Source organism: Methylobacterium nigriterrae (assembly GCF_037106235.1).
Lineage (GTDB): Bacteria > Pseudomonadota > Alphaproteobacteria > Rhizobiales > Beijerinckiaceae > Methylobacterium > Methylobacterium nigriterrae.
In genome coordinates, this window is record NZ_JBAWTG010000007.1 from 95,002 (window position 1) to 120,209 (window position 25,208).

Annotated in this window: 20 protein-coding genes; 6 read left to right on the top strand and 14 right to left on the bottom strand. The window is 71.8% G+C overall.

The window, feature by feature from the left end; genetic code table 11:
• Positions 1-3: 3 nt before the first annotated feature.
• Genes WDW90_RS06895 through WDW90_RS06920 form a run of 6 tightly spaced genes read right to left on the bottom strand, consistent with a single transcriptional unit; the run spans position 4 to position 7,682 of the window.
• Positions 4-474, bottom strand: coding sequence for a hypothetical protein (locus WDW90_RS06895; protein WP_336486593.1), 471 nt, complete (start codon positions 472-474; stop codon positions 4-6).
• Positions 471-1,538 carry a hypothetical protein gene (locus WDW90_RS06900; protein ID WP_336486595.1) on the bottom strand — a complete coding sequence of 356 codons (1,068 nt, stop codon included), beginning with the start codon at positions 1,536-1,538 and terminating at the stop codon, positions 471-473. Before WDW90_RS06900 ends, WDW90_RS06895 begins: the two co-directional genes overlap by 4 nt.
• A complete protein-coding gene (locus tag WDW90_RS06905) occupies positions 1,535-2,068 on the bottom strand; it encodes a c-type cytochrome (protein ID WP_336486596.1) in 534 nt (177 codons plus the stop codon). Before WDW90_RS06905 ends, WDW90_RS06900 begins: the two co-directional genes overlap by 4 nt.
• Positions 2,065-4,080, bottom strand: a complete 2,016-nt coding sequence (locus WDW90_RS06910; protein WP_336486597.1) for a quinol:electron acceptor oxidoreductase subunit ActD — start codon at positions 4,078-4,080, stop codon at positions 2,065-2,067. Before WDW90_RS06910 ends, WDW90_RS06905 begins: the two co-directional genes overlap by 4 nt.
• 3 nt (positions 4,081-4,083) lie before the next feature.
• Complete coding sequence (locus WDW90_RS06915; RefSeq protein WP_336486598.1) at positions 4,084-7,023, bottom strand: TAT-variant-translocated molybdopterin oxidoreductase; 2,940 nt, start codon at positions 7,021-7,023, stop codon at positions 4,084-4,086.
• Positions 7,023-7,682 (bottom strand): cytochrome c3 family protein, encoded by a 660-nt coding sequence (locus WDW90_RS06920; RefSeq protein ID WP_336486599.1) that lies wholly within the window; start codon positions 7,680-7,682, stop codon positions 7,023-7,025. Before WDW90_RS06920 ends, WDW90_RS06915 begins: the two co-directional genes overlap by 1 nt.
• A 357-nt stretch (positions 7,683-8,039) precedes the next feature.
• Between WDW90_RS06920 and WDW90_RS06925 the strand changes: the two genes are divergently transcribed.
• From WDW90_RS06925 to WDW90_RS06935, 3 genes are all read left to right on the top strand, one after another.
• A complete protein-coding gene (locus WDW90_RS06925) occupies positions 8,040-10,616 on the top strand; it encodes an ABC transporter ATP-binding protein (protein ID WP_336486627.1) in 2,577 nt (858 codons plus the stop codon).
• A gap of 113 nt (positions 10,617-10,729) precedes the next feature.
• Positions 10,730-11,914: a L,D-transpeptidase family protein gene (locus tag WDW90_RS06930; protein WP_336486600.1), complete on the top strand. Its 1,185-nt coding sequence runs from the start codon at positions 10,730-10,732 to the stop codon at positions 11,912-11,914.
• Between the two features lie 220 nt (positions 11,915-12,134).
• The gene (locus WDW90_RS06935; protein ID WP_336486628.1) at positions 12,135-13,121 is read left to right on the top strand and encodes an MBL fold metallo-hydrolase; all 987 of its coding nucleotides are present in this window, start codon (positions 12,135-12,137) and stop codon (positions 13,119-13,121) included.
• 119 nt (positions 13,122-13,240) lie between these two features.
• Here the strand turns inward: WDW90_RS06935 and WDW90_RS06940 are convergent, their stop codons facing one another.
• The 5 genes from WDW90_RS06940 to WDW90_RS06960 form a co-directional block, all read right to left on the bottom strand.
• Entirely contained in the window at positions 13,241-14,704 is a 1,464-nt protein-coding gene (locus WDW90_RS06940) for an amino acid permease (RefSeq protein ID WP_336486601.1), read from the bottom strand.
• Between the two features lie 129 nt (positions 14,705-14,833).
• Positions 14,834-15,496 carry a DJ-1/PfpI family protein gene (locus WDW90_RS06945; protein ID WP_336486629.1) on the bottom strand — a complete coding sequence of 221 codons (663 nt, stop codon included), beginning with the start codon at positions 15,494-15,496 and terminating at the stop codon, positions 14,834-14,836.
• A gap of 149 nt (positions 15,497-15,645) precedes the next feature.
• Entirely contained in the window at positions 15,646-16,338 is a 693-nt protein-coding gene (locus WDW90_RS06950) for a TenA family protein (protein ID WP_336486602.1), read from the bottom strand.
• Positions 16,339-16,362: 24 nt separating this feature from the next.
• On the bottom strand, positions 16,363-17,037 hold the full coding sequence (locus WDW90_RS06955; protein WP_336486603.1) for a response regulator: 675 nt from the start codon (positions 17,035-17,037) through the stop codon (positions 16,363-16,365).
• A complete protein-coding gene (locus WDW90_RS06960) occupies positions 17,034-18,488 on the bottom strand; it encodes an ATP-binding protein (protein WP_431310991.1) in 1,455 nt (484 codons plus the stop codon). The genes WDW90_RS06955 and WDW90_RS06960 overlap by 4 nt, the downstream gene beginning before the upstream one ends.
• A 124-nt stretch (positions 18,489-18,612) precedes the next feature.
• On the opposite strand from WDW90_RS06960, the gene WDW90_RS06965 reads away from it, so the two are divergent.
• Entirely contained in the window at positions 18,613-19,506 is an 894-nt protein-coding gene (locus WDW90_RS06965) for a DUF6925 family protein (protein WP_336486606.1), read from the top strand.
• Between the two features lie 292 nt (positions 19,507-19,798).
• Positions 19,799-20,719 carry a hypothetical protein gene (locus WDW90_RS06970; protein ID WP_336486608.1) on the top strand — a complete coding sequence of 307 codons (921 nt, stop codon included), beginning with the start codon at positions 19,799-19,801 and terminating at the stop codon, positions 20,717-20,719.
• 48 nt (positions 20,720-20,767) lie between these two features.
• On the opposite strand, the gene WDW90_RS06975 is transcribed toward WDW90_RS06970, so the two are convergent.
• Complete coding sequence (locus WDW90_RS06975; protein ID WP_336486609.1) at positions 20,768-22,483, bottom strand: DEAD/DEAH box helicase; 1,716 nt, start codon at positions 22,481-22,483, stop codon at positions 20,768-20,770.
• A gap of 274 nt (positions 22,484-22,757) precedes the next feature.
• Between WDW90_RS06975 and WDW90_RS06980 the strand changes: the two genes are divergently transcribed.
• Complete coding sequence (locus tag WDW90_RS06980; protein ID WP_336486611.1) at positions 22,758-23,849, top strand: calcium:cation antiporter; 1,092 nt, start codon at positions 22,758-22,760, stop codon at positions 23,847-23,849.
• Positions 23,850-23,855: 6 nt separating this feature from the next.
• Here the strand turns inward: WDW90_RS06980 and WDW90_RS06985 are convergent, their stop codons facing one another.
• Positions 23,856-24,587: a ferredoxin reductase gene (locus WDW90_RS06985; protein WP_336486612.1), complete on the bottom strand. Its 732-nt coding sequence runs from the start codon at positions 24,585-24,587 to the stop codon at positions 23,856-23,858.
• The gene (locus WDW90_RS06990) at positions 24,580-25,185 is read right to left on the bottom strand and encodes a sulfite oxidase-like oxidoreductase (RefSeq protein ID WP_336486613.1); all 606 of its coding nucleotides are present in this window, start codon (positions 25,183-25,185) and stop codon (positions 24,580-24,582) included. Before WDW90_RS06990 ends, WDW90_RS06985 begins: the two co-directional genes overlap by 8 nt.
• Positions 25,186-25,208 lie beyond the last annotated feature (23 nt).

Consider the following 25,208-nt stretch of genomic DNA (forward strand, 5'->3'; position numbering starts at 1 on the left):
GGGTCAGGGATCCAGCGGGCGGCCGACCGTCAGCGTCATGGCGCGCTCGATCGGGATGCGGGCGCGCTGCCGGCTCGGGTCGGTGAAGCCGTACGCGTCGAGCCGCCTGGATTGCGCCGCGCGCTGCCGGTCGATGTCGGCGTAGGGATTCGCCTGGAGGTTCGGCGCGGGCGGGTTCACCCGCACGGTCTGCTGGGGCGTCAGCGCGGGCAGAGCCCGGCGCTGGCTGGCCGTGAGGCTCGTCATCAGCCAGACCATGATCGCCACCGCGACCAGGGCGGCGGCGGCGAGCCCGGCCATCACGCAAGCGGTCTTGGCGACGTCGACGTCCTGCGTCTCGAAGCCGGGTCCGGCCTCGCTCGCCTCGGGCGGGGGGCTCGTCCGGACGGGCAGCACGCCGCTGCGGCGCAGCAGCAGCCCGGCGAGGATTGCCGGGATCAGCTTGAGGGCGGAGCGGCTGTTGCCCTCGCTCATGTCGGGGCGCTCACGGCATCGACCTCGCGGCCGGCCGCTGCCGCCCGCGGCATCAGGCGGGCCGAGATGGGCAAGAGCGCGGCGCTCAGGCAGCCGATCGCCAGGAGGGCGAGCACGTCGGTCCAGGCGATGCCGAAACGGTCGCGGGCCGCGGGGGTGACGAACCAGAACATCTCGGCGCCGTGCAGCGCCACGGCGGCGCCCGCGACGAGCCTGACCGAGCCGCCGGGACGCAGCGTCAGCAGCGCCGCGCCGACCGCGACGAGGCCGCCGAGCACGCTCAGGGCACGCCCGAACAGGCCGCCGCGCGCGAAGTACCAGAGCACCTCGTCGGGAAGATTGGCCGACCAGACGATGAAGACCTGCAGGAAGTGCAGGAACGCCCATGCCGCGGTGAGGACGGCGAGCATCGTCAGGGACGCGTCGCCGTCGCCGACGGCCTCGCCGCGGGCGGGAGAGAGCAGGATCGCGGCGGCGAGCGCCAGGCCGCTCCAGGCGCTCATCAGGAGGAGGCCCGCGAGGCTCGATCCGAGCCGATGGTCGAGGGACATGACGAGGTCCTGCGCCGCGAGCGTTCCGACGATGGCGTGGAGGAAACAACCGAGGATCGCCGTCCGGTCGTCGGTCCCGGCTTGCGCGACGAGGCGGAGCGCGAGCCAGAACCACGCGGCGCCGTAGGCGATGAGCCGGGCGACGAAGAAGACCGGGGTGAACCAGGCCTTGCCGAGGGGCGTGGCCGGCTGCGCGCCCTGCGCCCACGGATAGAGGGTCCAGACGGAGGCGAGCAGCGGCAGCGCGAGGAGGAGGGCGACAGGCATCAGCGACAGGAGACGCCGCAGGCCAGCGAGCAGGAAGGGGCAGCGTCCGCCACCGAAACGCTGCAGCAGGACCACGAGGGGCAGGGCGCCGACCGGGAGCGCGAGCAGCACCAGCCAGGCGGCGAGATAGGACGTCATCGCCGCCCGCCAGCCGAGCGCGAGGCCGGAGAGCAGGAGGAGGCCGACGCCGGCGCCGGCGGCGAGGAGGGCGCGGCGGCCCTCGCCTCGGACGGGCCCGGCGCTCATCGCACCGCCTCGAGCTTGGCCCGGTCGGGCTCGGGCAGGCTCGCGACCTCGGCGTTCTGGCTGAGCTGGAGCGCGCGGATATAGGCGACGATGGCCCAGCGGTCGGCGGAGGGAATCATCTGGGCCATGCCGAACATGGTCTTGTGGCCCTCAGCGATCGCGCGCTCGATCTCGGCCGCCCTGACAGCGCGCATCCGGTCCGAGGTCAGCACGGTCGCGGCCGGGAAGCCCCGCTCGACGATCATGCCCCTGCCGTTCCCGGTGCGGCCGTGGCAGGGCGCGCAGAAGATGTCGTAGCGCTCCTGGCCGCGCTCGAGCATCGCCTCGGTGACGGTTGCGGGCTGCAGCACCGGTCTGGCGGGGTCGACCCGCGGCACGGTGCCGGGCACCGGCTGGCGCATCGTCATGTCGCGGCCGAAGAACTCGTTCCTGTCCCAGGTGTCGGCGCGGTCCTGCTCGGTCATGTTCGCCTCGCCGCAGGCGCCGAGGCTCAGGAAGCCGATCAGAGCGAGGGTCCGCGCGGCGATCATCGGCCGATCCGCCGGATGGCGAGGGGGCGTCCCGCATCGGCGGGCAGGCTCGCGAGGATCTCCTCGATCTGGTCGGCATCGAAGCGGTCGCCCCGCGCCTCGACCGACAGGAAGAAGCGGTCCTGCGTCGCACGGGTGAAGCCGGGGATGTTGAAGGCCGGGTGATTGAGCCGCGGCAGGCGGTTGAGCACGAGGAGGGCGAGGTGAACGGCCAGCGTCCCGCTCATCATCGCGACGGACACGCTCGGCACGGCGAAGGAGGGCCAGGAAAAGCGCGGCCGCCCGCCGATCAGGAACGCATAGTCGTAGGCCGTGGCGTAGATGCATAGGGCGATGAAGCCGGCACCGCCCAGGGCCGCGCCGAGAATCGCGTAGGGGCGGATCATCCGGTCGCGGATGCGCAGCGGTTTCAGCACGCCCGGGATCGGCACCGGCGCATGCGCATCGATATGGACATGCTCGGATTGCAGCCCGCCGACGGCGCGCGCCGCCGCCGCGAGAGCCTCCTCCGAGCCGAACTCGGCGCTGATACCCCAGAACGGGGCGTCGCGCGGATCTTCGTCGGGCGCGGCCGCGTGCCTGTCGGCCGGGGATTCCGCCGCTCCGGAGGCCCGCGCGAGGGCGAGGCGGCGCGTTTCCGTGATCGAGACCAGCGGCAAGTAGCGCAGCGCCAAGAGGAACAGCGTCAGGAACAGGCCGATCGAGCCGACGAAGGTCGCGACGCCCCAGAGGCTCACCGCGTAGGGCAGGCGCGAGGAGGGCAGGAAGTCCTGCTGCAGCGTGACGACCAGAACCATGAAATGGTCGGCATAGGCACCGACCGCCGTGAGGATCCCCACGCCCGCGATGATGAGCGGCGAGCGCCGCGCGGCGGCGAGCCAGAAGACCTGGACCGGCAGCAGCAGGCAGGCGACGATCGCCCAGAAGGCCCAGGCATGGGCGCCGGTCACCCGGCGGACCAGGGCGGCCCGCTCGTAGGCGTCGCCGTGCAGCGCGGTCGAGAAGAACTCGGCGGCGTAGCAGTAGAGGCTCGCGAGCCCGAGGCAGAGAAGCAGCCGGGCCAGAATCGCGAGGTGGCGCGCGGTGATGAGCGCGCCGAGCCCGTAGACCGAGCGGATCAGGACCGTCAGCGCCGCCGTCAGGCCGACGCCGGAGAGCACCGCGTTCACCAGGAAGGTGACCGGCATGATGGTGTCATGCCAGCCCGGCATCACCGAGCCCGCCAGCATCACCGAGGCGCCCGTCTGCAGGGAGACCACGAGCAGCAGGCCGAGAAGCCCGATGGTGCGGTAGGCCTGCGCCCAGAGCTGCCAATGGGCAGCCGAGCCGCGCCATCCCGCCGCCAGGATGCCGTAGAGCTGCGCCTTCAGGAGCGCGAGCCGCCGGCCCCGGCCCCGCTCCGTCTCGAGCGCGAGCGCCGCCTCGTAGGCGCGGTCGCGCAGGGCCGCGAGGTCGGGCAGGAGGCCGATGTACCAGAAGCTCACGCAGACGACGAGGAACGACACGATGTCGACCGCGTCCCAGACGAGCGGCGAGCGGAATTGCGGCCACAGCGCCAGCGTGTTCGGGTAGGGCAGGTTCCAGTAGAAGAACCACGGCCGCCCGAGATGCAGGATCGGGTAGAGCCCCGCCGCCACGGTGCAGAGGAGGGCGCTCGTCTCGGCGACGCGGTTGACGGCGCTGCGCCACTCGGCGCCGATGAGGAGCAGCGCCGCCGAGACCAGGAGGCTGCCCGAGGCGATGCCGATCCACCAATCGTAGGAGGCGATGTCGAGCGCCCAGACGACGGCGTTGTTGTTGCCCCAGATTCCGACCCCGTTGATGAGGAGCCAGCCGATCGCCGCCGCGAATAGGACGAGCAGCGAGAGCGCCCCGGCGAAGGCGATCCACCAGCGCCGGTTCATCGGGTGGCGCAGCGGGATGGCGGTCACCGCGCGGCCGATCCCGCCGAGGGTCTCCTCCGGAGCGATGAGGGCCGCGTCCGGCCCGCGGTCGAGGGTCGCGCCCGCCACGCCTCAACCTCCACCGTCGGCGGGCGCGAGGCTCGCGAGATAGGTGGTGCGGGGCCGCGTATTCAGCTCGCCGAGCAGCGCGTAGTGGCGCGGGTCCCTGCGGGCGGCGGAGACCTGGCTTCCCGCGTCCGAGAGGTCGCCGAAGACGATCGCCCGGGTCGGGCAGGCATTCTGGCAGGCGGTCTCGACCGCGCCGTCGGGGATCGGCGCGTGCGCGTCCTTGGCGGACTCGATCCGGGCCGCCACGATGCGCTGCACGCAATACGTGCATTTCTCCATGACGCCGCGGGCCCGCACCGTCACCTCTGGGTTGCGCTGCTGCTGCTCCACGGGCGCCATCTCGCCCGTATAGTCGAGGAAGTTGAAGCGCCGGACCTTGTAGGGGCAGTAGCTCTGGCAGGTGCGCGTCCCGACGCAGCGGTTATAGACCTGCAGGTTGAGGCCCTCGCTGTCGTGGAGCGTCGCCTCGACGGGGCAGCCGACCTCGCAGGGCGCCTGCTCGCAATGCATGCAGGGCACGGGCTGGAAATGCGTCCGCGGCTCGTCGAGGCCGCCCGCATAGTAGCGGTCGACCCGGATCCAGCCCATCCAGCGCCCGAGCGCCACCTCGTCCCGGCCGACCACCGGGATGTTGTTCTCGGCCTGGCAGGCCGTGACGCAGGCGTTGCAGCCGATGCAGGCGTCGAGGTCGATCACCATGCCCCAGGCGCGCTCGCGGCCCGGAGCGGCGGCCTCGGGCGCCCGGTAGAAGGAGGCGAGGCGGAGGCTGTCACTCTCGCCGACCGGCGCCGCGCCGAGGGGCTGGACCCGGACGAAGTCGTGGCCCTGCATCGTGCCGAGATCCTGCGTGGTCGCGGGCATGCGGCGGCGGCCGGTCTTCACGATCCTGGCCTCCGGCAGAACCGGGGCGCCGTCCGGGCGCAGGAGGTTGGCGGCGTAGCCGAGCCCGTTCGCGAGATGGTCTGGCACGTTGCGGCCGTAGCCGAGGGTTAGCGTGACGGTCGTCGCGGCCTGCCCCGGCACGATCCAGGCCGGTCCCTCGACGGCGCGTCCCTCCGCCTCCACGCGCACGATGTCGCCCGGCGCGATGCCGAGGCGCTCGGCCAGACGCGGGCTCAGCGACACGAGGTTCTCCCACACGACCTTGGTGAGGGGCTTGGGCAGTTCCTGCAGCCAGGCGAGATTTGCGACGCTGCCGTCCCAGATCGTCGGATCGGGCCTAAACACGACCTCGATCGCGTCGCCGCCGGGGGCGGGCGCGGTCGGCGCGGCGACGGACTGCGTGAGCGTGGCGCTCTCGACGGGGAGCGCCGTGTCGCGGAGGAAGCCGAGGCGCAGGGCCTCCTCGAAGCGGGCGTCGAAGGCGGCCTCGTCCTCGCTGGCCGCGCGCCAGTGGTCGCGGAGCAGCGCCCGGCCCACAGCGGGCTCGCCGCGGTCGAAGAGGGTCAGCATCTCGTGGGGGGAGAGGCCGCCATAGAGCGGCGCGACGGTCGGCTGGATCAGCCCGACCGTGCCGTCGAGCGCGCGGGCGTCGCCCCAGGATTCGAGGGGATGGGCGAGCGGCAGGTGCCAGTCCGCATAGGCCGCGGTCTCGTCGACGTAGAGGCCCGCGTGGATCTTGAGCGGCACCCGCTCCAGGCGCCCGGCGAAGTCGAGGGCGGCCGGCGCCTCGTAGACGGGGTTCGCCCCCAGGACCACGAGGACCTGCACCGCACCGCTCGCCATCGCCTCGGCAAGCGCCGCGACCGTCTCCGAACCGAGAAGCGGCACCGGCGCCGTGTGGACGAGGGTGGCACCCGTATTGCCGAGGGCCCCGTTCAGGCGGTGAACGAGGGCGTGTACCTCCGCGGGCTGCGCGAGGCCCGCCGTGACGATGCCGGCGCCGCGCGCCGCCTTCAGCGCCTCGAAGGCGCCCGTCAGCCATGCTCCGAGGGGACCATCCGCTTCCTGAGCCGAGCCGCCCTCGGTCAGGCTCAGGAGATCGCGGGCGAATTGCGCGACCTGACGGCTGCCCGCCGCGACCGCGTGGTCGGCCTTGGCGCTGGTCAGGCTCGGCGTCGGCGCCGCGGAGTGCATCGTCAGCAGGCTGCCGACCGCATGGGATGCGCGCCGGGCCTCGATCCACCGCCGCGACAGGCCGACCTGACCGGGTCCGGCATCGAGGAAATCGCCGTCGAGCGAGACGATCGCCCGCGCCCTGTCGAAGCGGAACTGCGTCTCGAGCGGGCGGCCATAGGCCTGGCGAGCGCCCTCGTACAGGCTCTCTCGGGAGACGCCCGCCGAGGCGAACCAGCGCAGGGCCGGATAGGCTTTCCGCATCCGCTCGAACTCGGCCGCCATCGACGGCGACGTGACCGCGCCGGTGAGGATCGCGACGCCCGCCCCGCCATTGTCCTGCCAGGTCGCCAGCGGCCCGGTCATCGCACCCCGGAAGGCGCTCCACGAACTCGGCCGGCCGAGATGCTGGACGGCCTGCGAGCGAAACGGGTCGTAGAGCCCGAGCACCGAGGCCTGCGCCATCACGTCGGTGCCGCCGCGCGTCCACGGATGCTCAGGGTTGCCCTCGATCTTGAGAGGCCGCCCGTTGCGGGTGGTGACGAAGACACCGTTGGCGAAGCCGTCGAACAGGGCGCAGGACGCGTAAGTCAGCGCTGCGCCCGGGACGATCCGCTCGGGCTGGTTGACGTAGGGCAGCTCGCGGCTCCGCCCGTCGAAGCCGTCGCAGGCCGAGAGGCCGGCGAGCGCGAAGGAGGCCGCCATGAGTTTGAGGAAGCCGCGCCGCTCGGGCGCCGCGGCGAGCCGGGCCGTGGCCGGGAACTCGGCCTCGAGATAGGCGCGGAATTCCGGCGTGTCGGCCGCCGCCTCGAGGCTGCGCCAGAAGGCCGGACCGTCGCCGCCGGCGAGGCGGGCGCGCAGGGCGCCGATATCGGATGCCCCGGCCATCAGCGGTGGCACACGGAGCATTCGGCGAGGCGCTCGCCACCCCGGATGTGGTTCTCAACCACGAGCTTCGGCCCGAGCGTCGCCTGATTCGGAGGCGGGCTCCAAGTCATGTTCCAGACCTGATCGGGGGACCGCACATACTTCTCGGGGTTGCGGTGGCAATCGAGGCAGAAGCGCATCTCGAAGGCGTTGGCCCGGTAGGTCATCTGCATGGCGGTGACGTCGCCGTGGCAGGTCGAGCAACCGATGCCCTTCGTCACGTGCACGGAATGGTTGTAATAGACGTATTGCGGCAGCCGGTTCAGGCGCACCCATTGCAGCGGCGTGTCCCGGGCGTAGCTCTCGCGCACGGGCTTCAGCATGTCGGCACCCGTCCAGATCTGCGAGTGGCAGGTCATGCAGGTATGGGTCGGCGGGATGCCGGCGGTGGCCTGCGTCTCGACCGTGGTGTGGCAGTACCGGCAATCCACGCCGAGCTCGCCCGCATGGTGCTTGTGGCTGAACGGGACGGGCTGGGCCGGGGCGATGCCGACGCCGGTGACGTAGTCGGAGCGCATGATTCCGGCCGCGACGACCGGAATGCCGGCGAGACAGGCGAGCGCGGTCAGGAGCGAGAGCCGGTAGATCGCGTCGGCGCCGGGCGAGAAGAGCTGCGCCATCAGCCGGCTCCCGCCGCTCGAAGGTGATCAGGTACGGAATTGCAGGACCGCAAGCCGGCTTCACCCAATCTGGACGCAGGAGCCGCGTCGCCGAAATCTATGCCCAAGCTGATCACGAGCGGTCGACATCATAAATCAATGCGACGTCGCCGACCCTCGCCGCGAACGGCCTGGGCACCGCGCGGCCCGGACGAGATAGCGCGCGGCGCGCCGGCAGCCACGGCCCGCGCGCTGATCACATCCGCGTCACCGAGGTGCGGCGGCGCGCTTTGCGCGGCCGGCCCGATCCTCTAAGCCCCGTGCCCATGCGGCAGCGCGAAGCTCGGCCGGGCGAAGGCCGCGGCGGCAGGGGCGATGATGGAACGTGACCCGATGCTCTTCGCCTGGCGCTCCGCACCGGGCCGGCACGCGGCCGCGATCGCGCTGGCGCTGGGCATCGGGGGGCCGCTCTGCTTCCTGGCGCTCCTTTGTCTGCGCGACCTCGTCGCGGTTCTCGCCCGGAGCGAGGCGGCGGCGCTGCCGTTCCTGCGCATCGTGCTGCCCCTGCCGGGCGAGCGGGCTGATCTCGTCGTGGCCTCGGGCTGGAGCCTCGCGCCGCTCACCCTGGAGCTCGCGGGATTCCTGGCGCTCGCGGGAATCGCGGTCGGTCTTGCAGGCCTCGGCTGGGCGGTGGCGAGCCTGTGCTTCTCCGCGCAGGCGCGCGCCGCCGCCGCGCTGCGGGAGATCGCCAGCGGCGCGATCCTGCGGGCGCCGCCGGGCGCCCGCGACGAGGTGCGGGGCCTCGCCCATCTCGTCGGGGACGCCCTCTCCCGCATCGACGGGCTGCTCTCGCTGGGCCTGCTCGTGCCCGCAATGGCACTCGGCGCGACGCTCCTCGCGCTCCTGATGGCGGCGCTCGCGGCGCCGCGCCTGGTTCCGGCAGCCACCGTCGGCCTCCTGGCGGCCGGCCTCGGCCGCGCCCTCATCCTGCGCCGAAGCCGCGACCGCACCGCCCTTCGGCGGCGCGAGAGCGCGAATGCGGAGCGCATCCTGGTCGATCTCGTCCGCCGCATGCCGGCCGTGCGCGTCCACGGCGCGGTAGCCCACGAGCGCGCGCGCCTGCGCGGCAAGGCGCTCGCCAGCCGCGGTGCCTTCGCGCGGGCGGAGAAGCGATTGGCCTACGCGCGGGCGCCCGCGCTGGCTCTCGCCGTGGTGCTGCCCGCGCTCGGCCTCGGCAGCGCGCTGTGGCGCGGCTCGCCCGACCCGTCCGCGGCGCCGGCCGTCGCCGTCACGCCCGGCGCCCTCGCGGCGGCCGTTGGCGCCTTCGCCATCGCGGCCCTGCTCATCGCGGTGAGCCTGCGCTTCTGGTTCATCCGCGAGGATGTGCGGCCGGTTTTCGGCGAGATCGCGCGGGTTCTGCGCGGGCTCGAGAGCCGTCGCCCGCGCAACGCGGCGCAGGACACCCCGATCCCGAGCGGCGGCGATCTCGTGGCGGACGGCGTCGGCGCCTACGATCCGGCGACCGGCGAGCGGCTGCTGGGCGTCGACCTGCAGGTCCCGATGCCCGGCCATCTCGCCGTGACGGGCGGGCGCGGCAGCGGCGCGCGGGTGCTCGCCGCGGTGCTGGCCGGACAGGTGGAGCCGACCGCCGGCGCCGTCACCTTCGCGGGACACGACCTGCGCTCCTTCGACCCGGCCGAGCGCGCCCGCCGCATCGCCTTCGCGGCCGGCGAGGCGATCCTGATGGAGGGGTCTCTGCGCCAGAACGTCCTCTACGGCTCGGATCCGGCGGCCTGCCCGGACGAGCCGGAACTCGTCGAGATCCTGCGCCTGACGGGACTCGACGCCGTCGTGTACGCGCGCGGCCTCGTCGGGCGGGTCAATCCGCGCACGGAGCCGGATCTCGCGCGCGCCATCGTCGCGGCCCGCCGCGCCGTGCGCGAGTCGCTCGACGCCGATCAGGCCGCACGCCTCGTCGAGCCCTTCGATCCGGCGCGCTACAACCATCAGGCGACGGTCGGCAAGAACATCCTGTTCGGCGAGCCCGTGGGGACCGCCTTCTCGGACGCCAACCTCGCCCGGCACCCGTATCTCCGCGCGGTGCTCGAGGCGGAGGACCTGACCCGTCCGCTCGCCGAGATCGGCCTCCAGGTGGCGCGCAGCACGGTCGAGATCTTCGCCGACCTGCCGAACGACCATCCGCTGTTCGACGCGTTCTCGCTCTTCCCGGCGGCGGACCGCGGCTATTTCGAGGACCTCGTGGCGCGCCAGACCGAGGCGAGCGGCTGGCGCCGCGGCCCGGCCGGGCAGCGCGACCGCGAGCGCCTGATCGGGCTGTCGCTGCGCTACAGCGAGAGCCGGCACCGGTTCGGGCTCATCGACGCGGCCTTCGAGGATCGTCTGGTGAGCGCCCGCCATTCCTTCTCGCGGATGCTGCCGCCGCATCTGCGCAGCAAGGTCGAGTTCTACGATCCGTCCCGCCTCAACGCGGCGGCGAGCCTGGAGGAGAACCTGCTGTTCGGGCGTATCGCCTACGGCGAGGCCGGCGCCGAGACGCGGGTGCGCGCCCTCGTGCGGCGGGTCCTGTCCGAGCAGGGGCTCGAGCAGTCCGTCTACAGGCTCGGCCTCGACAGCCGCGTTGAGCCCGGCTTGGCCGGCGGCGGCGCGAGCCTCGGCGACGGCGCGATCGGCCCACGCGAGCGCGTCGCGGTCGATCTCGCGCGATGCCTCGTGCGCCGCCCCGATATCCTCGTCGTCGCGATCCTTCTCGACGAGCGCAAGCCCGGCGATTTTCGTGAGCGGCTGGCCCGCCTGCGCGCGGCACGGGCGGGACGGGGTCTGATCGTCTGCCTGCCGGACGCGGCCGATCTTCGCGAGCTGCCGCCCTTCGACGCGGTGGCGGCGGTCGAGCGCAACACGGTGGTGCCGGCCCAGGCGGAGGCGGTGCCGGCCTGACGCCCGCGCCGGCCTCAACGCCGCCGCATTGGCGCGCCAGCGTCGCAGCGCGTCCGCATCTCGCGCGACTCCGGCGCAGCTGCTACAAGCTCGGCCGTCTCTCCGGGCTGCCCATGCATCTTCGCTTCTCGGCAATGCGATCGTGGCTCGCCGGCCTCGCGCTCGTTCTCGCGGCCGGCGCCGCGCAGGCACAGAACGCCAAGGCCGAGGCGCCGATTCCGCCCGCGACGCTCGCGCTGATGGCCGCCAAGGGCACCAGCGCCGCCGCGCCGGTCCTGTTCCGGGCCTACAAGAAGGAATCCGAGATCGAGGTCTGGAAGAAGGGGCCGGCCGGCCGCTTCGTCCTCGTGAAGTCCTTCCCGATCTGCCGCTGGTCGGGCCAGCTCGGGCCCAAGCGCAAGACGGGCGACCGGCAGACGCCGGAAGGGTTCTACACGGTGCCGAAGAGCCAGATGAACCCGAACTCGCGCTACTATCTCTCCTTCGACGTCGGCTACCCGAACGCCTACGACCGCGCCCACGGCGGCACCGGCTCGGCCGTGATGGTGCACGGAGTCTGCTCCTCGATGGGCTGCTTCGCCATGACGGACCAGACCGTGGCTGAGATCTACGCGATCGCCAGAGAGGCCTTCCGAGGCGGCCAGGCGGCCTTCCAGTTCCAATCCTACCCGTTCCGCATGAGTGCCGCGAACATGGCCCGGCACCGCACCGACCCGAACATCGCCTTCTGGCGCGAACTCAAGGAGGGCTCGGACCGCTTCGAGGCGACCGGGGAGGAGCTTCAGGTCGGCGTCACGGCCGGTCGATACGTGTTCGCGCCTTCGAAGGACCCGGCCAGGGAAACGGCGGTCGCGACGCGCCGCGCCGCCGAGGAGGCGCGCATCGCGGCGCTCGTCGAGGACGGGGCCGCGGCCGTGCGCACCACCTATTCGGACGGCGGCCAGAACGCGTTCTGGGCCGCGCTCATCACCAAGGGCGTGCCGGTCGGCGAGGTGAGCCGGCCCGAGGCGCTTGCCTACGCGGGCCAGGAGATCATCGTCATCCCGGCGCGCCGGCGCGCCCCGCCGGTACCGGAGGCGGTCTGGGCGGCCTGGATCGCGCCGGATACGGCCCTGTCTTTCGACCGCCGGGCCCGCGGCTTCGTGCCCGCCTACGCGCGCGCCCCGGACCCGTTCGAACCGCTCGTCGTCTCGTACGCGCAGACCCTCCCGACCCTCGTCGGAGTCGAGCTCGCGAGCCTCGTGCCGAGCCCGGAGGCGGGCGCCGCGAGTGCCCGCGACCACCTGGCGGCCCGCTGATCAAGCCCCGGAAAGCCATGCGGAAAAGCGCCGGAGACCCGTTCCGCAGTGTGCGGACACGCACATCAGGGCCGGTGGGTTCTCACCACCTCAATCTCCTATACAGAGCGCGAGCCGCTCCCGGCCTCTCGGCCGATCCGCGCGGACGCATTGACGACGGCGCGGCGACAGGTTCCTGATCGCTCGAGGTCAGGACGATTTGGTAAAACGAACCGGTATGATGACGTCGAAATGTCCGGCCCCGGACGGCGGCCTTGTCCTGCGTTTCTGGGGTGTCCGCGGGTCCACGCCCGTCAGCGGCCCCAGCTACGCCGAGTTCGGCGGCAGCACCCCCTGCCTCGAAGTTCGATGCGGCGAGCGCATGTTCCTGATCGATGCGGGCTCGGGCATCTACAATTGCGGCCAGCACCACCGCGATGCCCTGCCGAAGCAGGTCGACCTGCTGTTCAGCCATCTGCATCTCGACCACACCGGCGGCCTGCCCTTCTTCAAGCCCGCGGTGTTCGATGCCGAGCGCACCATCAACACCTATTGCGGCAATCTCGGCGGTGCGTCCGCCGAGGAGGCGCTCGGCCGGCTCTACGCGCCGCCGCTTTTTCCGGTCACGCTCGACGTCCTGCCCTGCACCTTGCGGCACCACGGCTTCAAGGCCGGCGAGCCGCTGATCTTCTCGGACGGGACCCGGGTCGACACGATCCTGCTGAACCATCCGCAGGGCTCGGTCGGCTATCGCTTCGAGCATGGCGGCAGGCGTCTCTGCGTGATCAGCGACATCGAGCACACCGATCCCTGGCCCGACCCGGCCCTGCGGGACTTCGTCGAGGGCGCGGACCTGATGGTCTACGACGGCATGTTCACGGATTGCGAGTATCCGACCTGCCGCGGCTGGGGCCACTCGACCTGGCAGAAGGGCGTCGAGCTCGCCCGGGCGGCGCGGGTGAAGGCGCTCGCCATCATCCACCTGCATCCCTGCCACTCGGACACGGCGCTGCGCAGCGTCGAGGCCGACATGCAGGCCGAGATGCCGACCGCCTTCATCGCCCGCGAGCGCCAGAGCGTGACCGTCGGCGCCCCGGCCGGCAGGCCGCGCAAGAGCGAGGGGCGCAAGGGCAATCCCCCGACGCGCGAAGCCGAAAACGCCGCCGACACCACCGCGCGCCGCGCCGCCGAGCCGCGCAAGCCCCCGGCGCTGGTGCGGATGGCCTGAGAGCTGCCCGCTGGAGCATGCTGCGGAAAAGCGGCAACGGCTTTTCGCAGTATGCTCTAACGGATTGAATCGATCATGTTTTCTGCGTTTTGACCGATTCGGCCGGAACGCAGCATGATCTAGGCCTCCCGCCCGATGCGGCTGTGGTGCCGGCTCCAGGCGAAGTAGATCACGAGGCCGATCGCCAGCCACACCACGAGGCGGATCCAGGTCTCGCCGTCGAGCGACACCATCATGGCGCCGCAGGACAGGATGCCGAGGATCGGCACCAGCGGCACCAGCGGCGTGCGGTAGGCCCGCTCAGCTGCGGGCTGGGTGCGCCGCAGGATGATGACCCCGAGGCAGACGAGCACGAAGGCCAGGAGCGTGCCGATGCTCGTCATGTGGCCGAGCTGGCTGATCGGCAGGAAACCCCCGAGCGCCCCGGTGAACACCATGAAGAACAGGTTCGAGCGGTAGGGCGTCTTCCAGGTCGGATGGATCCTGGAGAAGAGGGCCGGCAGCAGGCGGTCCTGCGACATGGTGTAGAAGACGCGGCTCTGGCCGAGCAGCAGAACCAGGATCACGGTCGAGAAGCCCGCGATGATGCCGAGCGTCACGAGCGAGGTCAGCCACGGGAACGGCGTCTGGGCGATCGCGGTGTTCACCGGCGCGGCGTCGCCCCGCATGGCGTCGTAGCGCACGAGGCCCGTGAGCACGCCCGCGAACAGGATGTAGATGACCGTGCAGATCGCGAGCGAGCCCAGGATCCCGATCATCATGTTGCGCTGGGGATTCTTGGCCTCCTGCGCGGCGGTCGAGACCGCGTCGAAGCCGATATAGGCGAAGAAGACCACGCCCGCGGCCCGCATGATGCCGCTCCATCCGTACTCGCCGAACGTGCCGGTATTCTCCGGGATGAACGGCACGTAGTTCTGCCGCTTCACGTAGAAGATGCCGACGCCGATCACCGCCGCAACCACCGCGAGCTTGATCGCCACCACGATGGCGTTGACGCGCGCCGATTCGCGGATGCCTATCATCAGGAGGGCCGAGGTGGCGCAGATGATGACGATGGCCGGCAGGTTGACGAGGCCGTGGCCCATGCTGCCGTCTGCGAGCTGATAGGTCTCGAAGGGCGAGTGCACGAGGCTTGCCGGAAGATCGATGCCGAACTCGTGAAGGAAGCGCGTGACGTATTTCGACCAGCTCACCGAGACCGTGGCGGCGCCGACCGCGTATTCGAGCACGAGGTCCCAGCCGATGATCCAGGCGACGAATTCGCCCATCGTGGCGTAGGTATAGGTGTAGGCCGAGCCGGCGACCGGGATCATGCCGGCGAGCTCGCTGTAGCACATGCCCGCGAAGGCGCAGCCGATGGCGGCGATCGCGAAGGAGATGACGACGGCTGGCCCCGCATGCTCGGCCGCCGCGATGCCGGTGAGTGAGAAGAGGCCCGCGCCGATCACCGCGCCGATGCCGAGCCCGATCAGGCTCCAGGGGCCGAGCGTGCGCTGGAGCGTATGCTCGCCGGCCTCCGCGTCGGCATTGAGCCGCTCGAGAGATTTCGTGCGCATCAACTCGCTCGCGACGCCGGCCGACATGCTTCCATCCCGTTCTGCGCGAGCAGGCGTCCCATACCCTTCAGGGCTGCCGCCGCCTCGGTCTTCCGACAAGCTAGTCGAAAGCCATCACGCGACCAGTCCGTGCAGGAAGCCGGCCAAGGATTTTTTTCAGCGCGGGCGCAGAGCGAGTGCGGCGGTGAGCGAATCCGCGGCGAGCCGATCGAGGATCGCCCGGGCCGCGCGCGTGATCTCGGGCCCGGCCTCCTCCGGCGTACCGGATCGGAAGGGCGGCCTCGGCGCGTATTCGGCGACGAGCTGGCCGGTGCGGGCATAGTCCGATCCGCACAGGCGCGCCGCGAGCGCCAGCCCGAGGTCGAGCCCGGCCGACACGCCGGCCGCGGTGACGCGATTGCGATCGAAAACGACCCGCTCGGCCACCGGCTCGGCCCCGAGAATCGGCAGCACGCGATCCCTCACGCACCAGTGCGAGGTGGCGCGATAGCCGTCGAGAAGCCCCGCCGCGCCGAGGATCAGCGACCCGGTGCAGACGCTCGCGATCCAGGCGGCGCGCTCGGCACGATCGCGCAGGAAGGCGATCACCTGCGCATCGCGCATCTGCGCCGGCGTGCCGTCACCGCCGGGGACGAACAGGACATCGAGGTCGCGCGGGCATTCCGCGAGGCTGATCGTCGCCAGGAGGCTGACGCCGGTGTCGCTCTCCACGGCGCCCGCCACCTTGGCGACGAGGTGGAGGTTCCCGGCGGACAGGCCGGCCAGGAGCGCCTGCGGGCCGACGACGTCGAGGGCCGTCATGCCGGGATAGAGCAGCATCGCGATGCGCGCCGGCCGCGGCGCGCCCGGCTCGGAAAGTGCCAGCGCCGGGCGGATCGCTCCCAGGCCGAGGGTGGCCACGGCCGCGGCCGTGACGTCGCGCCGATTCAGGGGGCGCCCCCTGTCGTTCGGTCGATATGGGCCGCAGGTCAGAGCGGCCACGCCGTCCGCCTGTAGGCGCCGTCCCAGAACATCCATTCGAGTTGGGTGGCCCGCGTGTAGGCCCCGTGCATGCGCTCGCGCAGGGCCGGCGCGGCATCGACCGCCGCCGCGTCGGTCGCGGCGATCATCTCGGCCACCGCGCAGGCGAAATCCTCGCCCGCATAGGTGTCGATCCAGGCCCGGTAGGGATTGCCGGCGGCGGCCCGGGCGTGGATGTCGCGGCCGACCTCCGCATAGATCCAGAAGCAGGGCAGCAGCGCCCCGAGGACGACCTCGTAGGGCTCGGCATAGGCCGTCGCGACGAGATACGAGACGTAATGGTCGCAGGCCGGCGACAGAGGCGTCGCCGCGAAGGTCTCCGGCCCTATGCCGTACTCCCGGAGGAAGCCGCCGTGGAGCGCGCGCTCGACCACGATCGCGGTCTCGGCCGCTCTCGCGAACTGGACGATGCGGTCGGGCTCGGGCGCCTTGGCGGCGGCGAGGCTCAACGCCCGGCCGAACCCGATCAGGTAATGCGCGTCCTGCACGATGTAGTGGCGGAAGCGCTCGCGGCTGAGCGTGCCGGCGGCGAGTTCCGCGTTGAAGGGCATCGTCCGGATGGACTCGTAAGCTCCGGCGTTGCGTGCCCACGCCTCGGCTGAGAACCGTGTCGCCTCGGCGCGGGATGCGGTTGCGGACATCGTTCGGCTTCCCTGGGCCCGCGCTCAGCCCTGGCGCTGGGCCTGCGTCACTGCCACGTGGATCAGCTCCGCGAGCGTGCGCACGCCGAGCTTCTGGCGCATCTGCGAGCACGCGTTGGTGATGGTCTTGTAGCTGACCGAGAGATCGGCCGCGATGGCGCCGTAGGCCTTGCCCTGAGCCAGGCGTGCCAGGATCTGCTGCTCGCGCGGTGTCAGCTGCGATTCCGGCGTGCGCCGCGCGTCGGAGCGCAGCATCGCTACCTCGGTGGCGAGGCGCCTGTCGAGGTAGACCTCGCCGGCCCGCACCCGCTCGAAGGCCTCGAACAGCTCACCCGAGGCGTGGTCTTTGAGGACGTAGCCGAGCGCGCCGGCCTCGAGCGCGCGCGACACGATGACCGGGTCGTTGTGCATGCTGAAGACCAGGATGTGAGTCTTCGGCTCGACGGCCCGCATCCGGCGGATCAGGCCGAGGCCGGCGAGGCCGCTGCCCTGGAAGGTGAGGTCGCAGACGACGACGGGCGGGCGCAGCCGGTGGAAGATCCGGTAGCCCGCGATGACGCTCGTCGCCTCGGCGATTGTCTCGATGCCGGCATCCTCCAGCACGCGCCGGCAGCCCTGCAGAACGATCGGATGGTCGTCGATGACGAGGACCGGGGTCCGGGTCGTCGCGGCGTCGGTCTTCAGCGCGATGGCGTTCATGACGGAACGTTCGAGGTTGCCTCATCCCGTTCCGGATCGATCGGGATGTCAATCCGGACAACCGTGCCTGGCCTTGCGTTGTCAAGCATAAACGTTCCGCCGAGCGCGCCCAGCCGCTCGCGCATCCCGGAAATGCCGAGTCCGATGCCGTGCGCAGGCGGAAGGCCGCTGCCGTTATCCACGACCGTCACCGTCAGGACGGCCCCGTCGCCCTCCCGCCCCTCGGCGCGGACCTCCGTGGCGCCCCCGTGCCGCACGGCATTCGTCATGCTCTCCTGAATGCAGCGGAACACCGTCAGGTCGATGAGGTCGCCGTAGCCGCGCGCCAGACCCTCGAAGCCGCCCGCGAAGGTCGTTCCGGGATGGCGTCGTCCGAAATCGCGCACCAGGAGGTTCAAGCACTCGGCGAGCGGCACCTGACCGAGGGCATGCGGGCGCAGCCGGTTCAGGAGGTCGCGGTTCAGCGTCTGGACCTGATGCACGATCATGCCGATATCGTCCGCGCGCTGGGCCAGCCTGCCGCGATCCACCTCGCCCGCCCCTTGGGCGATCCGCCCGACCGAGGCGGCATTGGCCTCGAGGGCGAACAGGCAGGGACCGAACTCGTCGTGGAGTTCGAGCGCCGTGCGGCGGCGCTCATCGTCCTGCGCCGTGAGGAGTTGCCGATTGAGGCGTCCGTTGGCGGCCCGCGCCTCGGTCAGAGCCTCCGCGACGCTGTTGAAGCGCTCGGCGATCACCGCCAGCTCGCGCGAGCCCGGCGCTTCGAGCCGGGCGGTGTAATCGTGGCGCTCGAGCTGCGTCAGGCCGTGGGCAAGCCTGCGGAGGGGCGCGAGCACCCGGCCGAAGGCGAGATAGAGCGCGACCAGCATCGCCCCGTTGATGCAGAACGTCGTCACCGAGAGCGCGACGGCGTAGCCCCAGACCTCGTCGATCTCGTCGAGGGGCTCGGTGGTGATCTCGGCGACGCCGATCCGCTGGCCTCCGGCGACGATCGGCAGGCTGTGCGTCTGGATCTTCGGGGCGATCAGGTCGGCGAACCACGCCGGTGCGACGTGCCGGTCCGGCCGCAGCCGGGCCACGAGCACGCGGACGTCATGCCCCCCGACGTCCCGCACCGTCACGCGGACGTGGCGCAGGGTCTGGAACCGCAGGTCGAGCGTGCGCAGGACGTTCTCGGGCGGGGTGGATTGAGACAGCCGGATCGTGTCGGCGACGAGTTGCTCGACGGTCGCGAGCGACGCGCGCGTCTCGACCGTCACGGCCGAACGCGCATTGAGCACGATCACCCCGCAGGAGACGATCGCCGCCAGGATGTCGATCGCCAGCACGACGACGATCATCCGGGTGCGCGTCGACCAGCCGGCCCAGAGAGCGGGGCGGCGGGCCGCGCCGTCGGCGGAATCGGGGGCAGGACCGGCTGCGTTCGTCATCGGGGCGGGTCGGTCTCGCATTCCGGTGGCCGGGCGCGGCGATCCGGGGCTCGAAGTCCATGCCGGCCGAGGAGGTTGATAGGGGCCGGCCGGGCCTTCGTCCATGGCTTGAGCGCGGCGACAAGCCGGCGTAGCGCTCGATGCGATGAAACCCGATCCCGAGATCGCGCGCCTCCTCCAGACGGCCCTGGCCGACCCGCTCACGGGCTGGACGCTCGGCACCTACGGGGCGCTGGCCGAGTTTCGGCGGGCGCCCGGCGAAGGCTGCACGGAGGTGGCGAGCGGGGAGCCCGGCCTTCTCACCGCCCGCGGCGGGATCGGGCTCAAGCTCCGCCCGGATCTCGTCCCCGTCGCCTACGAGACCTGGCTCGGTGGCGATGATTGGAGTCATGCGGTCGCGCTCTGCCTGCCCGACGACGCTTGCACCGGGCCTGCCCGCGCCCAGGTGACGGAGCTCGGTCCGGATGCCGGATCGCTCCGCCGGCAGGATCGCGACGCGGTGCTGTTCGACCTCGGCTTCGGCTTGGCCCACGCGGTGATCGGCGTGCGCGCTCGGACCGGCGCCGCGCTGACCCGGCTGCGGGCCTGGCGCGGTCGTCCGGCCCCGAACCTCTGGGCATCCGGCGAGCCGTCCCCTGATCTCGACTGGGTGATCTCCGGGCCGATCGGCCGGATCGAGGTCTTCGCGGACGCGCCGCGCGATGCGGACGGCCCCCGTGCCGTCGTGGTCCCACGCATTCTGCGCCTGCGGCGCACCCATGCCGCGACGGCCCCGATCCCGGCCGGGCTCCTTCCCTGCTGCCATGTCCTGCCGCCCCATCCCTGTCGTGGCGCTGCGGGAGCCAGGCTTCCCTTCGATGCGAAGCGGCATGCCTCCTTCCAGGCGCTGCTGGCGCGCTGGGGCGATCCGCGCCTCGCGGCGGTCAAGCGGCACGCGGCCGGGCAGGGGCCGCCCCCGGGACCGGCCGACCGCTGGAGCCGGGGCGCCGAGCGCGTCGCACGGGCGCAAGCCCGGCATGCCGGCGCTGCCGGCGCGTAGTCAGATCGATCGGCGGCTCAGGCCGGGACCCTGCAAGTCCCGATGAGATACGAAGCTTTAATCGTCCGGCCATTACACGAAACCTGTGACTCGGCCGATGACGATGACTGGAGCTGCGGCGGCGGACATCTTTGCGCCGCAATGCCGGCATCACTTCGTCTATCGATAGCCTCAGCCGGTGGCGCGCGTGCAACGCTCCGGCCAGGCGACGCGCCGCCCCGCTCGCGGCGCTCCGAGGCCGGCAGTGGGGAGCCGGTCGTCCCGTGGCGCGTAGCGTAAGAGACCCCGCTCGATGATGACCGTTGCGATCGACCCCTCCGAGACCCGGGCGACCGGGGTGACCCGCGCGCCCGAGGCAGCGCGCAGGCCCGCTCTCGGCCGCATGATCCTGCTCGGCGCCCTCGGCATCGGCGGGCTCGCGGCCCTGTCCGTGGCGGCGAACGCGCTGCTCGCCGGCTTCGCCGGCCCGCCCCCGATGCCGATCGCCCTCAACCGGAACGCGGCCGCGTGGCCCGATCTCAAGGACGGCGTGCCGGACCTCGTATCCCGTTCGGGCGGCCATCCGGCGGCGCTGCCCGCCGCGGCGACCGAGCCGGCCACCACCGCCACGGCCAGCGCGGCCCCCATCGCCACGGTCGCCAGCGCCGACCCCGATGCCCTCGCGCCGGGCGGCACGGTGCCGACGCCCGCCGTGGACGCGGCGTTGCGCCCGAGCCTCGGCGCGCCGCGCGACGTCGCCGCCGAGAGGCCGGTACCCGCGAAGGCCGCCAAGGACCCCGCTAAGGCCGCCGCCGCGGTCGCCAGAACGGCCGCGATCGTGCCGATGCCGCCCCGCCGGCCGCCGATGATCGAGAACGCCGCCGTGATCGGCCCGGTGCGGGAGGCGCCCGTACTGGCGCCAACCAAGGTCGCGAATGCGGTCGCGCCGCTCCGGTCGGAGACCGTCCGGGCGCGCTCCTCGGATGGCACCTTCGCTGCGCTTCCGCCCGATTCCGCCAAGGCACGCCCGAAGGCGGCCGCGAAGGGCAAGCCTGGCCAGAAGCCTGCCGAAGTGGCGCAGGCTGCGCCCGCTCAGCCCGCCGCGGAGGCGGAGAGCGAGACCACCGAGATCTTCGGTCTCAAGGTGCCGTCGCTGGCACCCGCCGGCCGCAAGATTCAGGAAGGCATCGAGGCTCTCGGCAACGCGGTCCGGGGCGGCCCCGACAAGCACTGACGCGAGCCGGCACCGCGCCCGTTCCCAGGCGCGGCCGAGGGCTGAGGCTCAGCGCGGCCTCTGCGCCCGCTTGCCGACCTCGCGGCCGTGCTTGCCGGCGCGCGGGCTCTTGAAGCCCTTCGGCCCCTTGCGGTCCGGTGCCGGCTTCTCGCCCGTCAATGCCTCGACCTGGATCTCCGGCGAGCCGTTGCGCGCGAACGCGGCGGCGAAGCGGGTCGCGGCGTTGCCGCGCACCTCGAACTTGGTCTCGCGGTCAAAGATCCGGATCGCGCCGATCTCCTGCCGGTCGATGCCGCCCCGGCGCGTCAGCATCGGCAGAAGGCGGCGCGGGTCTGCATTGTCGCGCCGGCCGAGATTGAGCCGAAACCACACCGCCGGACCCATCGCGGCGATGCGCTCGGCATCCGCCGGGTCGTAGGGCAGGCGACCGGTCGCCCGGCGCGGGCCGGATTCCCCGGGATCGGTGACCTCCTCGGGCGCCGGCAGGCGGGTGCGGTAGATCTTGGCGAGAGCTGCGGCGAGTTCCTGCGGCGCGCGTTGCGCGAGCAGGGTCTCGGCGATCGCCAGATCCTCCTCGGCCGGCGGCTCGGTGAAGAGCGGATCGGACAGCATGCGCTCGCCGTCGAGACGCCGGATCTCGTCCGCCGAGGGCGGGCCGCCCCATTCCGGCGCGATCCTGGCGATGGCGAGCATCTGCTCGGCGCGGCGGCGGCGGGAATTCGGAACGAGCAGGACGCTCGTGCCCTTGCGGCCGGCCCGGCCGGTACGGCCGCTCCGGTGCTGAAGCACCTCGGCATCGTGCGGCAGGTCAGCGTGGATGACGAGGCTGAGCGTCGGCAGATCGATGCCGCGTGCGGCGACGTCGGTCGCGACGCAGACGCGGGCGCGTCCGTCGCGGAGGGCCTGGAGCGCGGCATTGCGCTCGCCCTGACCGAGCTCGCCCGACAGCGCCACCGCCGAGAAGCCGCGCTCGGTCAGGCCCGCCTGCAGATGGCGGACGGCGTTGCGGGTGTTGCAGAACACGATCGCGGTCGGGGCGTCGGCCTCGCGCAGGACGTTGAGGACCACGTGCTCGATCTCGCGGGGCACCACACGGATCGCCCGGTAGGCGATATCGGCGTGCCCCTGCTCCTGGCCCTTCACGGCGATGCGCAGCGCGTCGCGCTGGTAGCGCTCGGCGAGCGCCGCGATGCCTTTCGGCAGGGTCGCGGAGAACAGGAGCGTGCGCCGGTCCTCGGGCGTCTGCGAGAGAATGAACTCGAGATCCTCCCGGAAGCCGAGATCGAGCATCTCGTCGGCCTCGTCGAGGATCGCGGCGCACAGGGCTTCCGTGGCGAGGTTGCGCCGCTCGATATGGTCGCGCAGGCGCCCGGGCGTGCCGACGACGATATGGGCGCCCTCCATCAGGGCCCGGTGCTCGCGGCGCGGGTCCATTCCGCCCACGCAGGCGATCACGCGAGCCCCGGCCGGGGCGTAGAGCCAGGACAGCTCGCGGTGGACCTGAAGGGCAAGCTCGCGCGTCGGCGCGATCACCAGGGCGAGCGGCGCGGCAGGCGGCGGCAGCATCTCGGCATCGCCGAGTAGCGTCGAGGCCACGGCCAGGCCGTAGGCCACGGTCTTGCCGGAGCCGGTCTGAGCGGAGACGAGAAGGTCACGGCTCTCGGCATTCGCCTCGAGTACGGCGTTCTGGACCGGCGTCGGCTCGGCGTAATCGCGCTCGGCGAGTGCCCGCGCGAAGGGGGCGGGCAGGGTGGGAAACGGCACGGATAGGCTCTCAGCGCCGGTTGCCGGCCCGGACCGGCTCACGAGGGAGCCGTCGTCGCGGGGCCGGGTGACCGGTCTCGATTCGATTGCGGAAGTGCGCTTCTACGCGTTCCGGGGCTGTTGCGCCATAACACCGCCCGCATGGGGCGGTTGCAGTGCACAAGCACGGTTTCGCGAGGAGAGCCTCGGCAAGCGCCTTTTTCCCCGCGCCCCGGCTGCACCGGCGGCTCTCCGGTGGCAGAACGGTCGCGGTGGGCGAACGGCGCGAGGCGTGATGGGCGGCATCCTGCGGTTGGCTGTGGCCTGGGCATCGGTGGGCGCCTTCGCGTGGTTCGGCAAGGCCTGGCTCGGCGAGCTCTCGGGAGCGTTCTGGGCGACCGGGCTGTTCCTGTGGCTGCTGGCCGTCATCCTGTGGGCGGCCTTCGGGGTGGTGCACGAGGCGGAGGAACTGGCCCACATGCTCGGCGAGCCGCTGGGCACCCTCGTGTTGACGCTATCGATCGTGGTCATCGAGGTGGTGCTCGTCTCGGCCGTGATGCTGTCGGCCAAGGATGCGCCGACGCTCGGGCGCGACACGATGTTCGCCGTGCTGATGATCGTGCTGAACGGCGTGGTCGGGCTCGGCCTCCTGATCGGGGGCCTGAAGCACCACCAGCAATCCTACAACCTGCAGGGCGCCTCCGCCTTCCTGGCCGTTATCATCCCGCTCACCACCATCGCGCTGATCATCCCGAACTTCACCACGTCGACGAGCGACGGCACCCTGACCGTTCTACAGGCCGTGGCCTTCTCGATCTTCACGGTCTCGCTCTACGGGGTGTTCCTTCTGATTCAGACCGGGCGCCACAGCGACTTCTTCAAGGAGGACGTCAAGGCCGATGCCGAGGCGCGGACCGGTCCGGGCCCCTCCGCCGGCGCAGTCGCCGCGCATGTCGCGCTGCTCGTCGCCAACATTCTGCCGATCGTGCTGCTCGCGAAGAACCTCGCCATCATCCTCGATTACGGCATCGCGGCGCTCGGGGCGCCCTCGGCGCTCGGCGGCGTGCTGATCGCCGCCATCGTGTTCACCCCGGAGGCGATCTCCGCCCTGAGGGCGATCGCCCGCAACGAACTGCAGCGCGCGATCAACCTGTGCCTGGGGGCGGCAACCTCCACGGTCGGCCTCACGGTGCCGGCCATCCTGGCGGTCGGGCTCATCACCGGGCAGACGGTGGTGCTGGGCCTGAAGCCCACCGAGATGACGCTGCTCACCGTCACGCTGATCCTCAGCACGCTGACCTTCTCGGGTCTGCGCACCACGGTGCTCGAGGGCGCCGTCCACCTGATCCTGTTCTTCGTCTACCTCGTGCTGATCTTCAGCCCCTGAGGCGGCTCAGCCGCCGAAGCGCTCCGTGCGGATGATCCCGGGCGGGAGACCGACATCGAGGAGCAGGTCGGAGACGGCGCCGACGAAGGGGTTCGAGCCGCATACGAAGGCGTGCGCCGGGGTCCCCAGGCGTTCGAGAGCCAGTGCCAGCATCGCACGGTCGATCCGGCGCCCGCCCGGCTCCCGGGTCAGCGTCAGGATCAGGGAGAACCCGGCCTCGCGATGCGCCCGTTCGGCGAGCTCGTCCCGGGCGATTACCTCGCCCCGGGTGCGGGCCGAGTAGACGAGCGTCGCGGGCACGCCCGGCGCCGCGGCGGCGCGATGGCGCAGCATCGCGAGAAGCGGCACGACGCCGGATCCGCCGGCCACGAGCAGGAGCGGCCCGCCGTCGCGCGGTTCCCACACGAAGGAGCCGCCGATCGGCCCGCGCAACTCGATCCGATCGCCGATCTCCGCGACCTCAGTGAAGAAGCCCGAGACCTCGCCCGCGTCGAGCCCTTCGATCATCAGCTCGATCGTGCCGGAGGCATCGGGCGCCGAGGCGATCGAGTAGCTGCGCTGGGCCTGGTAGCCGTCGGGCGCGGTGAGCCGCACGTCGACGTGCTGGCCAGGCCGAAAGGCGTCGGCGAAGCCGACCCGGAATCGGACGCTCTTCACCCGCGGCGTCACGCTCGCGATGGCGACGATCTCGGCCTCCTGCCAGTGCAGGCGCGCCGGCAGGGGCCGCGGCTCAATCACCGGAGAAGCGCTGCTCGCGCCACGGGTCGCCGTACATGTGATAGCCCCGCAATTCCCAGAACCCGGCCTCGTCCTTGCGGGTGAAGCGCAGGCCTTTCACCCACTTGGCGCTCTTCCAGAAATAGAGGTGCGGCACCAGCAGCCGGGCCGGCCCGCCATGGTCCGGCGGAATCGGCGCGCCGTCGTAATGCGTTGCCACCAGGGCCTTGCCGCCGGTGAGATCGGCGAGCGGTACGTTCGTGGTGTAGTCGTCGTGGCCCTCCGCCAGCAGGAACTCCGTCGGAGGGGCGATCCCGGCGGATGCCAGGATGTCGTCGACGCTGACGCCCTCCCAGGCCGTGTCGAACTTCGACCACTTCGTCACGCAGTGGATGTCGCCCGCCCAGGACGTGCGCGGCAGCGCGTTGAACGCGGTCCAATTCCAGCTCTTCACGGGTTTCGGCCCGTCCCGCAGCGTGAAGCGCCATTCGGCGAGATCGACGCGCGGCGTCGGCCCGAACTGCAGGACCGGGAAATCCTCCGTCAGGTACTGGCCCGGCGGGAGACGCTCGCGGATCGCCTCGGGCGGCCGCCGCCCCGTGAAGCCTCGTGTCGCCATGCCGTACCTCGCTCCGAGCGGAC

Excerpts from the sequence above, each read along its gene's own strand:
- WDW90_RS06945 (WP_336486629.1), bottom strand. The coding sequence starts at position 15,496 with ATGCTGCTCTATCCCGGCATGACGGCCCTCGACGTCGTCGGCCCGCAG.
- WDW90_RS06990 (WP_336486613.1), bottom strand. The coding sequence starts at position 25,185 with ATGGCGACACGAGGCTTCACGGGGCGGCGGCCGCCCGAGGCGATCCGC.
- WDW90_RS06970 (WP_336486608.1), top strand. The coding sequence starts at position 19,799 with ATGATGACCGTTGCGATCGACCCCTCCGAGACCCGGGCGACCGGGGTG.
- WDW90_RS06905 (WP_336486596.1), bottom strand. The coding sequence starts at position 2,068 with ATGATCGCCGCGCGGACCCTCGCTCTGATCGGCTTCCTGAGCCTCGGC.
- WDW90_RS06950 (WP_336486602.1), bottom strand. The coding sequence starts at position 16,338 with ATGTCCGCAACCGCATCCCGCGCCGAGGCGACACGGTTCTCAGCCGAG.
- WDW90_RS06935 (WP_336486628.1), top strand. The coding sequence starts at position 12,135 with ATGACGTCGAAATGTCCGGCCCCGGACGGCGGCCTTGTCCTGCGTTTC.
- WDW90_RS06965 (WP_336486606.1), top strand. The coding sequence starts at position 18,613 with ATGAAACCCGATCCCGAGATCGCGCGCCTCCTCCAGACGGCCCTGGCC.
- WDW90_RS06960 (WP_431310991.1), bottom strand. The coding sequence starts at position 18,488 with ATGCGAGACCGACCCGCCCCGATGACGAACGCAGCCGGTCCTGCCCCC.
- WDW90_RS06930 (WP_336486600.1), top strand. The coding sequence starts at position 10,730 with ATGCATCTTCGCTTCTCGGCAATGCGATCGTGGCTCGCCGGCCTCGCG.
- WDW90_RS06925 (WP_336486627.1), top strand. The coding sequence starts at position 8,040 with ATGGAACGTGACCCGATGCTCTTCGCCTGGCGCTCCGCACCGGGCCGG.
- WDW90_RS06980 (WP_336486611.1), top strand. The coding sequence starts at position 22,758 with ATGGGCGGCATCCTGCGGTTGGCTGTGGCCTGGGCATCGGTGGGCGCC.
- WDW90_RS06900 (WP_336486595.1), bottom strand. The coding sequence starts at position 1,538 with ATGAGCGCCGGGCCCGTCCGAGGCGAGGGCCGCCGCGCCCTCCTCGCC.
- WDW90_RS06920 (WP_336486599.1), bottom strand. The coding sequence starts at position 7,682 with ATGGCGCAGCTCTTCTCGCCCGGCGCCGACGCGATCTACCGGCTCTCG.
- WDW90_RS06955 (WP_336486603.1), bottom strand. The coding sequence starts at position 17,037 with ATGAACGCCATCGCGCTGAAGACCGACGCCGCGACGACCCGGACCCCG.
- WDW90_RS06940 (WP_336486601.1), bottom strand. The coding sequence starts at position 14,704 with ATGTCGGCCGGCGTCGCGAGCGAGTTGATGCGCACGAAATCTCTCGAG.
- WDW90_RS06895 (WP_336486593.1), bottom strand. The coding sequence starts at position 474 with ATGAGCGAGGGCAACAGCCGCTCCGCCCTCAAGCTGATCCCGGCAATC.
- WDW90_RS06915 (WP_336486598.1), bottom strand. The coding sequence starts at position 7,023 with ATGGCCGGGGCATCCGATATCGGCGCCCTGCGCGCCCGCCTCGCCGGC.